Below are 12,466 nucleotides of genomic sequence, written 5' to 3'. Positions count from 1 at the left end.
CGCAGATTTAATCGCTTTTGTCATCCCGAGGAACGAGGGATCTCCGCAAGTAACTCTACAAAGATTGGTGACTTTTGCTGACGGAGCTACTTGCGGAGATCCCTCGTTCCTCGAAATGACAACTGCATGGAAATACTGTGGAAAAATCAGCTAATCTGCGTGAAATAAAATCTAAAATCTGTATTCTAAAATCTGTATTCTATATTCTATATTCTATATTCTATATTCTATATTCTATATTCTATATTCTTTCTTCTAAAATCTTTTTCTCAATGCGAAAATCCAAATGAAATACTCAGGATAATTATTCCGATGACAATCGTGGTGATAACAACGTACAGATAATCTTTTTCTAAAAGGAAAGAAAATAACGAAAGTAAAACACGAAATACCGGCGTAAGAAACAACAGTATTACACCAAAAAATATAATCGACTCCCCGCTTCCGCTGATTACGCCTTGATAAACGGCTGCAATTACTTCAAAAATATTTCTGTCGTTTTCTTTAAATACAGAATAGTTCTCGATATCGTAACCGTGATGCATTAAATAAATGATTCCTCCTATAAAAGCTACTGATAACGAAATCCATACGCCGTAACGCAATAAATTGCCAATAATGGTTTGAAAATCTTTTTCTCCAAATTTTTCCTGTGACATACTTTTAGATTTTTCCATTAAGTCCGTTATAAATCATGTTTATTGCCAAAACAAAAATCAGGCAGGCAAAAAAGATGCGTAGTTTTTTCGGGTTTGTTTTTACTAATATTTTGGCTCCGGCCATTGCGCCAAACAATACGCCAATTACAACAGGCATACAAATTCCGGGTTCGATATAGCCTTTCTGAATGTAAATAACAGAACTCGCCATTGCGGTAACGCCCATCATAAAATTGCTGGTTGTGGTTGAAACCTTAAACGGAATTCGCATGATATTATCCATTGCAATTACTTTAAAAGCTCCCGAACCAATTCCTAATAAACCGGACATCATTCCGGCAAGTCCCATCATGCTGAAACCACCAATAACATTTTTGGTTCCGTAACGCACGACTTGTCCGTCGTGTGTTGGATATGTTCCTTCTAAATGTAGTTTTTTTGCTAATGGACTTGATTCTAAAACGATGTGTTCTTCTTTTTTTCGCAAAGAATTAATTGCCGAGAAAATTAAAGTCAATCCGAATAAAACGGCTATAAATGAAGTTGGTGCAATGGCAGATAGTAAAGCGCCGCCAACTGCGCCAATTGTAGTGGCAATTTCCAGAAAAATTCCCAAACGCATATTGGTTATTCCTTCCTTAACATAAGCAGCAGCAGATCCTGAAGATGTTGCAATTACAGAAACTAAAGCCGCTCCGATGGCATAATGAATATCAACTCCAAGAACGACCGTTAAAAGTGGTATGATAATAATTCCGCCGCCTAATCCTGATAATGAACCTATAAAACCAGCCAGGAAGGCCCCCAGAATCATAATCAGGGTAAATGTAAGTACTGTCATGTGGTATATTATTTGGCAACTAATTTACGAATACATATTGGCTATTTGAATATTATGTTTTGCATTTCTATAATAAAATGCTCACAATTTGAGTAAACTCATTGTTTTTCAACTAAATAAGTGCAATCTTAAAAATGCCTTAAAAATTCTTAAAAATGCAAAAAATAGGCATTTGATTACGAAAATTATGATTTGGATCTGTAATTTGTTCGCTATGAAATAAATACCGCATTTTCATCTTGAATAAAAGCAAAATCCTTCTTCAAAAAATTGATTTAAAAAAAGCGCTTATTCATTGTTTTGTATTATTTTTAGTGCGCAAAAAAAATTGCGTTATTCTTATAAATCCCAAATTTACAAGACTTTAACTTTTAATAATTTATTTATTGATTAAAAAACTACGCTTATGGTAATTTGTATAAAAAGGCTTTATTTATTGTCATTTTTTGTATTGTCATTTGGTTTGCAGGCTCAGACAGCACCTCAAAAAGCTATTATTTCTTCTGCTTACAACTCTCATTCTTCTTTAATATTCAATACAATTGTAAGCACTTTTGTAAAAAACACTATAATTTCTATTAATCAAAAACAGGATATGCAAATGTTTATTCTTACTGTGTTTTTATCCATTTTGATTTTGATTACGGGACTTTTGGTTCAAACTTACAGAAGTTTGCATGCGCAGCGTTTATTAAACAGTAAACAGGATGAAATCAATTCGCAAAAAATTGACAGCATTTTAAAAGAGCAGGAATTAAATCTGATTAAAGCCTGGATTAGCGGTCAGGAAAAGGAACGCGAACTTATTTCGCATGAAATCTATAATACTATTGGCCGAAATTTAGCTGCTATAAAACTACAGCTTAATCATTTGAACAATAGTAATTTAAACAACATTACAAAAATAAACCTACAGCTCGAAGAAACCTATAAACTAGTACGAAACTTATCACATACAATGGTTCCGAAGAAGTTTAGTCCAACTAAATTCTGCGATGTTTTAGATTCCTATCTTGCCAATTTAAGTGTTGCCAGCCAATTAAAGATCTCGTTTCTTACTTTTCCCAAAAAAGAAATTGATGCAATAAGTGAATTGATTCAAATTGAAGTTTTTAAGATTATTCACGATCTTTTAAACAATACGATTAAACATGCAAAAGCTTCTCAGATTGAAATTCAGCTGAATCTTGTTGATAATGATTTGAGTGTTTTATTTACGGACAACGGCACGAATGTGACTGCAGAAAATTATATTCACGGTTTTAGCCTTCTTAATTTAGAATCCCGAATTAATAAACTGCGAGGTTCTTTAATTATAGATTCTAAACAAAAAAAAGGAACCCTGATTAATATCGAAATTCCGGCGTTGTTGCCAACAATTGAGACAAAATCTAAATTTTCTGTAAAAGGAATCAATTTAAAAAATCAGCTTGATGTACTCAAAAGCAGGTTTTAAATACTTCTAAATCTTCTACTTTTTTCATAACCATCTGTAAATTATGAAATTAACAAACGTTTTTCTGTAAACATTTGCAAAAAAATGCCGGTAAATTTGTGATATTAATTATTTAAACCTTAATATTATGAATACTTCAAGTCACAAAACCAGCAGCACTACCGGTGCAAAAATGTCAGACAAAAAATCTGATATGAAATCAACTGCTTCAAAAAGCACTGCTAAGTCTACAACAGACAAAAAAGCAAATTCTAAGAAAAACTAATGTCATAAAAACATTCTTATGAAAATAGAAAAAAGAGAAGATTACGGTCGTCGCGACCGTAATTTTCATCCTACAGAGCAAGATATGATCACTGATAGACAACGAAGTATTCAACAATTGGGATATTGGGATCTTGAAGATGATTTGAGTATTTATAGTGAAACCGACAGCCATCATCCAAGATATGCTAAAAATCCTGATGAAGAGGAACAGATTATTAATCAGGATGATGCCATAACAAACGATGAAAATCAGGAAGAAGCTGACCAAAAACTGGACGACTATTATGATGAGGAAGAAAATGATCTTTATGAAGAAGATGAAGAGGAAGAATTATTCCGTGATGCTGATTTATCCGGTCGTGGAAGTCCTTTTAGAGATGAGTAATAAAATCAATATCTTTAGAAAATATAAAAAAACCGTTAGCTTTAAACTAACGGTTTTTTTATTGATTTGATTATTGCTGTGTTTCTTTATAAACTAAATCGGCAACAGCGTCAACGGCTTGCTGAATAATTTCGTCAGGGCTTCCGTCAAATTTTAATTTTTCTGCGATTTCCTTATCGGGAAAAATAATATGTACAAAAATAGTTCCTACTGGCTTCTCGGGAGTTTCACTTCCTCCGGGACTGGCCAAACCTGTTAAGGCAACACAAATATCTGAATTTACAAAACGATGAAAATTTTGTGCCATCAATTGGGTTACAAGAGCAGATTCCGGCGTATATTCTTCGATGGTTCCTTTTGGAATTAAAAGTAAATCTTCTTTCATCGAGGAATGATAACAAACCAAGCCTCCAATAAATATCTGACCTGAATCCATTACGGCTGCAAAATCATTGCATAATTTTCCTGCCGAAGCACTTTCGACAAAGCTTATCGTCCAGTTTTTTTTTATGAGTGCCTGGCAGCACTTTATAACATTTTCGCTCGGCATATATATATTTCATTTAAGTTTAAAATTATTTTCCCGTTTCATCATGTGGCGCATCTACAGGTTTTGACTGTGATGAACCTTTCTGACGCAAATAAATGGATAGTACAACAATGGCAAATACTGAAACGAATTCGCTTTGCCAATTTTGAAAAGATTCAAACCAAAAGCGTGATTCTCCTAAATAATGCAGTGTGTCTGTTTGTGGTTTCCCCGTAAGGGAATTAACCAGATTTTCGTCTTTACAGCTTCCGTATAAATGCAGAAAAAAAGAAATTACAAACAATAGCATTAACGAAATAGTGAGTGAATTTTTATATAAAAGCAGCCATAACCCGCCTTTTCTGACGGGCCATGGAGCTGATTTTCTTGTTGGCGACGGTTCTCTGTCGACTTCTTCATCTGTGCCAAAACCTTTAGATTCTGATGATCCTTTTTGTTTTAGAAAAATGGTCAGCCAGACAAATAATCCCATCTGTAAAAATTCACTTTCCCAGTTTTCAAAAGTTGCTTCAATAAAATGTCCTGAAGCAAAATAATCACTCATTTTTATGGCATGACTTCCATTTTCAATTAATTCGTTATTGTATTCATGGAAACCAAAAATAGTCTGACCTACCATTGCTCCAATAAAAAGGAGAAAGAAAACTATGGAAAGACTGTTTTGGTATATAAATTTTTTCATTCCTGTTGAAGTATTTATGATAAGTTAGCTTCTCTTTCCCAAAAGCGGTGTTTTGCGATTGCATCAATAAAAGAAGAAGCAAAATAGCTGTCTCCAATTTTATCGCCTATTAAAACGCCCACATCTCTGTTTGGTCTTTCCTGATCATTATTATTAACGAAGGGAAGAATTTCGATTCCCTGACCTTCGGCAGCAATAAATTTGCAGTGTTTGTAAGCGTCGGTTAAAAATTCTTTTACGTCTCCGTTATTTTTTAAATCCAGAATTCCTTTTCCGGCAGGTACAAAGACGGCATCAAAAAGCACAGAAGCTGCGGTAAGATAACTTTGATCTACTTTAATTTCCTCACCATCTTCAGAAACGATTGTTCCTAAATGAGGCGCAATAATTTTTACGACTGCTCCGGCCTCTTTCAAAGCCAGTTTCATTTTGTTTACAGATGCGGCATTTACGCCATCTGCACATAAAAAAGCAATTTGTCGTGTTGCAATAGTATCTTTACCTGTTTCGCTTTTTAAAATACTTAAGGAATCAGAAGTATCGATTTGGCTTTTTACAAAAGTTGGTTCGTATTTTTCGGGATCTGCATCTGCTCCTACTCCATGGTTCATTGGTTTTTCTGTTTGTTTTGGTGTTTTCAAACCTAAACCTTTTGCCACTTTGCTGACCAAAATTGGATCAACACGCGATAATAAACCAAGCATTCTTTCTCTGATCGCAACTGTTTCTACTTTTCCTAATTCAAAGGTTAGTGCTTTGATAATGTGTTCCTGTTCGGTATCAGTCTGGCTTTGGTAAAAAAGTGTTGCCTGACTAAAATGATCCGAGAAACTCGCACTTCTGTCGCGCACTTTATGAGCATCAACGCGTTCGTTAAAACTGGCAAAACCGCCTTCGTCTATTTTAGCCTGAAACGGACAGCCGCCTCCTAATGAATTTGGATGATAACTTACACGTCCTTCTGCAATTTCCTGACGCATGTGTCCGTCGCGCTGGTTATTGTGCATAGGCGAAATAGTTCGGTTTATCGGAATTTCATGAAAATTCGGACTTCCTAATCGTGATAATTGTGTGTCGGTATAAGAAAATAATCGGCCTTGCAATAACGGATCGTTTGTAAAATCGATTCCCGGTACAACATGTCCGGGATGAAATGCAACCTGTTCTGTTTCTGCAAAGAAATTAGCCGGATTTTTGTTCAGTGTCATTTTACCAATTATGGTTACCGGAACAATTTCTTCAGGAATTAATTTGGTTGGATCCAGTAAATCAAAATCATAATTATGTTCGTCGCTTTCCGGAATGATTTGTACGCCTAATTCCCATTCAGGGAAATTTCCGGATTCGATGGCTTCCCATAAATCCTGTTTGTGAAAATCAGAGTTTTTTCCGGATATTTTTTGTGCTTCATCCCATAAAACACTATGAATTCCTAATTTAGGTTTCCAGTGAAATTTTACGAAATGAGATTCGTTATTTTCGTTTACAAATCTGAATGTATGCACGCCAAAACCTTCCATCATTCTCAAACTTCTTGGTATGGCACGATCACTCATTACCCACATAATCATGTGCATAGATTCGGGCATTAGCGAAATAAAATCCCAAAAAGTATCGTGTGCAGAGGCTGCCTGCGGAATTTCGTTATGCGGCTCGGGTTTTACGGCATGAATTAAATCCGGAAACTTCATGGCATCCTGTATAAAAAATACCGGCATATTGTTTCCTACTAAATCAAAAATCCCTTCCTGGGTATAAAATTTTACGGCAAATCCGCGAACATCACGTGCTAAATCTGTAGAGCCTCTTGAACCTGCAACCGTAGAAAATCGAACAAAAACAGGTGTTTTAATACTCGTATCGTTTAAAAAACCTGCCTTCGTATATTTATCTAATGGTTTATAAAGTTCAAAATAACCGTGTGCAGCAGAACCTCTTGCATGTACAATGCGTTCAGGGATGCGTTCGTGGTCAAAATGAGTTATTTTTTCTCTTAATATAAAATCTTCTAATAATGACGGACCTCTTTCGCCGGCTTTTAGAGAATTATTGTTGTCATTGATTTTAACACCCTGATTGGTAGTAAGAAACTGATTTTCAGCACTTGATTTGTTCAATTCCAGATCGTCCTGCTTGTCATTGGGATGATCGGGGTTTTGGTTTGAATTGTTCATCTTGATAGTTTTATAATTTTTAAATAGGCTTTTAACTACCATTTTTTTGATTGCAAAAATGGCTTGATTTGCTATTGTAGCTTTTAAGTCAAACAAATTTAGATGACAATAAATCTAACTGCTTACATCATTGTTAATAAAGCTTACAACATTTAAACATTTGATTATCAACACAAATTACTATGCTGTCATAGTATTAATTTTACGTTTTATTTTCAATAAATGTTAATTATGAAAGTAGAATTGATTTTTCTATAAGAAGTTATTTCGATTTGGATATTAGCTTTGTTAGGAACATTACAGACCATGAATAAAATATTCTATAACTGATATGAAAAATCTTTATCAATTAAAACAATTTCAAATTTTACTTACTATGAAAAATGAAAACAATAAAAATTACGGTCAGGTTGAACGTAATTTTCACCACGACGAGGATACCATTACAGATACACACAATGATGCTTCGGTAAGAGATTTATTTGATAACGATAAAAATCAATACAAAGAAGACGATCTTCAATATAAAGACGAAGAATTGCACGATGTAAATCACGAAACAAACGATTTTAACCGAAACGAAAATATCCCAAATCAGGAACGTGTTATTGATGAAGATGCATTATCTACAAATGATGATGAAGAACTTCATGAAGAAAAACTCGATCAGGAAATTGAAAAAGATGGAGATCTTGATAATAAGCAAGAGGAAAAACTGGAAGAGAATGACGAACATTTTCATGAAAACCATCCAAGGGAATAATTAAAATTAAAAAAAAATTGTAGCAGAAAGCCGTTATGTTAATTCGTAACGGCTTTTTATTGTTTGAAATTGTATAATAATATCATCAAACTATATAAACGTTAAAAACCGTGTCTGTTGTAATTTTAATAGATTGATGCAAACAATTTAAATCTAAAATATATCAATATGGATATTACAACTCAAATTGTATGGTTATTTATTCTGGCTATTCCTATTTCCTGCATTGCCTGGACAGTAACTCACGAAGAAATTTTTAAGGAACCCCGCGAATGGTGCGTTAAAAATTCTCAAAACGGAAAAACGATATTAGTCAGAAAAGCATTTTATCTGTTTACCTGCGAATATTGTTTTAGTCATTACGTCACTATTTTTTTCATTATACTTTGCGATTATAAACTTTTAATAAACGACTGGCGCGGTTATATCATCGCCGGATTTGCATTGGTTTTTGTGGCCAATGTTTATATGAGTCTTTTTGGTTTATTAAGGCAGGCGATTAAAAAGGAAAAAGTGGAAATTAAAAAAATTGAATCAGAAGAAATCCACGAAACAAAAACATTGTTTTAATAAACATGGGAATTATATAACAAATCGAAAAAATTATATAAATAGCAAATTATTCTCACTTTTATTTTTGCGTATAACCGATTGAACAAAAAAACATAAATCAAACAGAATGAAACATTTAAACTTAAAAAATTTAACCTTCATCGTGTTGATTACTTACATAAGTATTAACTGCAGCGGACATTGTGATGATGAAGATTTGAGAAGAGATAAAAAACAAACAGTAGTCATAAAACACACCGATTCTCTACAAGTTATTAATGACTAATTAAAAAAAAGCCTGTAAATATTACAGGCTTTCTCATCTTGCGTTTTACTTATGGCTTTTTATTTGTGCCCGTTCCGGTATCAGTACCAGTACCAATACCACCATCAGAACCTGAGCCTGTGCCCTTACCTGTACCTATACTATCTTTTCGAGTTTTAGTACCGGAAGGACTTGTTGATTTTGACTTACTTTTATGGTCCTTAGCTGTAGGATCTTTATAAGTCGTTGTAGTCTTCTTTGTTTTCTTTTGCACTACTGTATCTGTAGTGGTTTTAGATTGTTTTGTCTTTTTTTGGGTATCCTGCGCCATCGCGGTTCCAAAAAACATGACCAACAGACATGTCAAAAATAAATTTTTCATAATATAAATTTTAATAATTAATAATTTGATCTAAAGCGATGTATATATAAAACATCTGGCTTTGATACAAATTTTGTAAAGAAAAATCACACATGCTTATATGTTAATTAATTGAATCTTACATGATTACCACATCGCAAACAACCTATCATTTTTATTGTATCTTTGATCTTATAATACTTATTAATCATGAACGTTCCTGATAAGAATCACCCCCCAAAAACAATTCAGGATTTTCCCGTAGTTGGCATAGGGGCGTCAGCCGGAGGACTAGATGCCTTCAAAAAAATACTTAAAAAAATACCTGAAAATTCCGGAATGGCCTATGTTATTGTACAACATTTGTCTCCGGACCATTCAAGCAATTTAACCGAAATATTATCTCAATACACCAATGTACCTGTTCATGAAATAATTAACGACATTAATCTTTCTCCCAATAATATTTATATAATTCCGGAAAGTACAAATCTTGTCGCCGAAGATGGCGTTTTAAAATTACACCAAAGAACCCGAAGCGAAAAGAGAAACAAAAGCATTGATATTTTTTTCGAATCTCTGGCTGAGGTTCATAAAAGTTTTGCTATTGGCGTTATTCTTTCCGGTACTGCTTTTGACGGTACAATTGGATTGAAAAAAATTAAGGAATACGGCGGTGCCACTATTGCGCAGGAACCGGAAAGTGCTATTTTTAAAAGCATGCCGCAAAGTGCCATCGATGCTGATGTAATTGATTTTATACTCGCACCCGATGATATTGCAGCGCAATTAGTTGAAATTCGTAAAAGCTATATTACCAATCATGCGTATAGCGAAGATGAGCACATACCTAAAGACGAAGAAGAAATTCTGAACCAAATTATCAACCTTGTTTTTTTAAGAACCGGTAATGATTTTCGTCATTATAAACAACCTACGATAAGAAGACGTATTGCCCGCAGAATGGTTATTTTGAGAAAAGAAACCATGCAGGATTACTATAATTCGCTTCGAAATGATAAAAGCGAGCAGGATTTGCTTTTTAATGATTTCCTTATTCCTGTTACTTATTTTTTTAGAGACGAGAAATTTTTTGAGACCCTGCCAACTTTGGTATTTCCTCAATTAATAAACAATATTGTAAACAATAATTTACGAATCTGGGTTGCCGGTTGTGCTTCCGGTGAAGAAGCGTATTCACTGGCCATAAGTCTTCACGAATATTTGTCTCAAAAAAACCTGAAAGAAGTACGCGTTCAGATTTTTGCTTCGGATATATCCGAAAAAAGTATTGCAAAGGCAAGAGCCGCTTTATATTCCTCTCAGGATGTACAGCAGGTTTCTGAAACGAGACTGCACAATTATTTTACAAAAAGAGACGGACATTATCATATCAATAAGGTAATTCGTGATATGTGCATTTTTGCGGTTCATAATTTTATAAAAGATCCCCCTTTTGCCAGAATCGATTTGGTTTCATGCCGAAATGTTCTAATTTACTTTGATCCTTTTTTACAGCATAAAGTATTGAGTTCTTTTCATTATTCATTGAAAGAAAAAGGATTTCTGTTCCTGGGAAAATCCGAAACAGCCAACAATGCCCAAAATTTATTTGATACTATAGGTAAACATGAAAAAATATATGTTCGCAAATTTGCTCCCGCACGTTATGTGCCCGAAGCTTTTAAACCTGCGCACATTACAACTCGTGATAAAATGGCCTCTCCTAATTTAAAAAGCGTTCCGGAAACTGATTTTAGAAAAATAGCTTCTGATATTTTATTTTCGAAATACACTCCCGCGAGTGTGATTATAAACGAACATTTAGAAATTGTTCATTTCCATGGCGATACAAGTCCGTTTTTACTGCCTTCTCCGGGAAAACCAAATTTTAATATTCTAAAAATGGCACGCGAAGGTCTTAGTTTTGAACTTCGTAATGCTCTTTTGAAGGTAAAAAATGAAAAAGAGAATTTCCGAAAGGAAAATATTACCGTTAAAGATCAAAATTATCTGGCTTCATTTGAAATTCTGACACTTGCCAATAATGATGAGTTTTTGATGGTTCTTTTTCATAAAAAGCCGTTGCCTGTTATAGAAAATGAGAATAAATCAAGTTCAAAAACTTCTGATCAGCAGCGAATAAAGGAATTAGAAAAAGAACTGAGCCAATTGCGCGAAGATATTAAACGCGTTACTGAGGAACAGCAGACTGCTTTTGAAGAATTGCAGACTACAAACGAAGAATTGTTAAGCAGCAGCGAAGAACTTCAGGCGATGAACGAAGAACTGGAAACTTCGACAGAAGAACTGCAATCGAATAATGAAGAATTAATGTGTGTAAATGACGAACTTCTGGATCGCCAGGAACAGCTTATATCCACACGCAACTATTCTGAATCAATTGTAAAAACGATTCGCGAGCCTTTGCTTATTATCGATAAGGATTTTATGGTAAAAAGCGCCAATCCGGCTTTTTATAAATATTTTCAAACTACAGAAGCAGAAACAGAAGGACATTCGTTTTTTGAAATTGGTGACTGTCAATGGGATATTCCTGAATTTAAGGAACTGATTTTTAAAATGCTGGGCGAAAAAGTGTCTATCGAAGACTATAAAGTAGATACGCTTTGTACCGGACTTGGCAAAAAAGTCATGATGGTAAATGCCCGCAAAATTCTAAATACAAAACCCGAAGGAATGATTCTTTTGGCGCTTGAAGATATTACGGATTTGGTGACAACCAATAATTTATTAAAAATTAAAAATGCCGAATTAGAGAAATATAACGAACAGCTTGAAGCTTTTACTTCATCTGCCAGTCATGATTTGCAGGAACCGCTTCGCAAAATTCACATGTTTTGCAAAAGGGTTTTTGACAGCGAAAAAAGCTTGTCAGAATCCGGCAGACATAATCTTGAGCGTGTTTTGTTTTCCGTTCACAATATGAGTCAGTTAATTACGGATCTTATCAATTATTCGAGAATTAATTTTATCGAAAAAGAATTTAAAAGAACCGATATAAATTTACTTTTAAAGAAAACGATTGGTGATATGAAAGATGTGATTGCAGATAAAAAAGCGATTGTTAAAGTCGATTCTATACCAGAATTAAATGTTATCCCGTATCAAATACAACAATTGTTTACCAATTTAATTTCCAACGCGATTAAATACACTAAAGAAGGTGTTGTTCCTGAAATTAAAATAGAAAAAATACTGCCTTCTCCTGAAGAATTAGATGAAGTTGGCGCAGATCCTGAGACTAATTATATCAAAATTTGTGTGAGTGATAATGGAATTGGTTTTGGAAAAAACTACGAATCCAAAATTTTTGATCCTTTTTACAGATTACACAGTGCAGATCAATACAGCGGCAGCGGACTTGGTTTGACTTTGGTTAAAAAAATTATCTCAAACCATAACGGCTTTATAAAAGCGTCGAGCAAAATTGGTCACGGAACATCTATGATGATGTATCTTCCATTATAATTAGAAGTAAAAAGTTAAA

Annotated in this window: 12 protein-coding genes; 6 read left to right on the top strand and 6 right to left on the bottom strand. The window is 34.1% G+C overall.

Annotated elements, in window-relative coordinates; translation table 11 throughout:
* Positions 1 to 269: 269 nt before the first annotated feature.
* Both AC3QL1_RS14165 and AC3QL1_RS14160 read right to left on the bottom strand, forming a co-directional pair.
* Complete coding sequence (locus AC3QL1_RS14165; RefSeq protein WP_492492307.1) at positions 270 to 659, bottom strand: DUF1634 domain-containing protein; 390 nt, start codon at positions 657 to 659, stop codon at positions 270 to 272.
* A 4-nt stretch (positions 660 to 663) separates the two neighbouring features.
* Complete coding sequence (locus tag AC3QL1_RS14160) at positions 664 to 1,500, bottom strand: sulfite exporter TauE/SafE family protein (protein WP_492492306.1); 837 nt, start codon at positions 1,498 to 1,500, stop codon at positions 664 to 666.
* A gap of 406 nt (positions 1,501 to 1,906) precedes the next feature.
* On the opposite strand from AC3QL1_RS14160, the gene AC3QL1_RS14155 reads away from it, so the two are divergent.
* The 3 genes from AC3QL1_RS14155 to AC3QL1_RS14145 all read left to right on the top strand — a co-directional run bounded on the left by AC3QL1_RS14155 (position 1,907) and on the right by AC3QL1_RS14145 (position 3,608).
* Positions 1,907 to 2,956: a sensor histidine kinase gene (locus tag AC3QL1_RS14155; protein WP_492492304.1), complete on the top strand. Its 1,050-nt coding sequence runs from the start codon at positions 1,907 to 1,909 to the stop codon at positions 2,954 to 2,956.
* Between the two features lie 127 nt (positions 2,957 to 3,083).
* The gene (locus AC3QL1_RS14150) at positions 3,084 to 3,221 is read left to right on the top strand and encodes a hypothetical protein (RefSeq protein ID WP_492492302.1); all 138 of its coding nucleotides are present in this window, start codon (positions 3,084 to 3,086) and stop codon (positions 3,219 to 3,221) included.
* A gap of 84 nt (positions 3,222 to 3,305) precedes the next feature.
* Complete coding sequence (locus AC3QL1_RS14145; RefSeq protein ID WP_492492300.1) at positions 3,306 to 3,608, top strand: hypothetical protein; 303 nt, start codon at positions 3,306 to 3,308, stop codon at positions 3,606 to 3,608.
* A 70-nt stretch (positions 3,609 to 3,678) separates the two neighbouring features.
* Here the strand turns inward: AC3QL1_RS14145 and AC3QL1_RS14140 are convergent, their stop codons facing one another.
* Genes AC3QL1_RS14140 through AC3QL1_RS14130 form a run of 3 tightly spaced genes read right to left on the bottom strand, consistent with a single transcriptional unit; the run spans position 3,679 to position 7,014 of the window.
* On the bottom strand, positions 3,679 to 4,158 hold the full coding sequence (locus AC3QL1_RS14140; RefSeq protein WP_492492298.1) for a CinA family protein: 480 nt from the start codon (positions 4,156 to 4,158) through the stop codon (positions 3,679 to 3,681).
* Between the two features lie 25 nt (positions 4,159 to 4,183).
* Positions 4,184 to 4,840, bottom strand: a complete 657-nt coding sequence (locus tag AC3QL1_RS14135) for a DUF6766 family protein (RefSeq protein WP_492492296.1) — start codon at positions 4,838 to 4,840, stop codon at positions 4,184 to 4,186.
* A 14-nt stretch (positions 4,841 to 4,854) separates the two neighbouring features.
* Positions 4,855 to 7,014: a catalase gene (locus AC3QL1_RS14130; protein ID WP_492492294.1), complete on the bottom strand. Its 2,160-nt coding sequence runs from the start codon at positions 7,012 to 7,014 to the stop codon at positions 4,855 to 4,857.
* A gap of 376 nt (positions 7,015 to 7,390) precedes the next feature.
* Between AC3QL1_RS14130 and AC3QL1_RS14125 the strand changes: the two genes are divergently transcribed.
* Together AC3QL1_RS14125 and AC3QL1_RS14120 are read left to right on the top strand one after the other, a co-directional pair.
* Positions 7,391 to 7,777, top strand: a complete 387-nt coding sequence (locus AC3QL1_RS14125; RefSeq protein ID WP_492492292.1) for a hypothetical protein — start codon at positions 7,391 to 7,393, stop codon at positions 7,775 to 7,777.
* Positions 7,778 to 7,945: 168 nt separating this feature from the next.
* A complete protein-coding gene (locus AC3QL1_RS14120; protein WP_492492291.1) occupies positions 7,946 to 8,347 on the top strand; it encodes a hypothetical protein in 402 nt (133 codons plus the stop codon).
* Positions 8,348 to 8,664: 317 nt separating this feature from the next.
* Here AC3QL1_RS14120 and AC3QL1_RS14115 read toward each other — a convergent pair whose 3' ends face one another.
* Positions 8,665 to 8,976: a hypothetical protein gene (locus tag AC3QL1_RS14115; RefSeq protein ID WP_492492290.1), complete on the bottom strand. Its 312-nt coding sequence runs from the start codon at positions 8,974 to 8,976 to the stop codon at positions 8,665 to 8,667.
* Positions 8,977 to 9,165: 189 nt separating this feature from the next.
* On the opposite strand from AC3QL1_RS14115, the gene AC3QL1_RS14110 reads away from it, so the two are divergent.
* On the top strand, positions 9,166 to 12,447 hold the full coding sequence (locus AC3QL1_RS14110; protein ID WP_492492288.1) for a CheR family methyltransferase: 3,282 nt from the start codon (positions 9,166 to 9,168) through the stop codon (positions 12,445 to 12,447).
* Positions 12,448 to 12,466 lie beyond the last annotated feature (19 nt).

The organism is Flavobacterium sp. GW823-FHT04A11, assembly GCF_058796535.1.
Note: the sequence above shows the minus strand (reverse complement) of the source record. Positions and strands in the feature narration are given on the sequence as shown.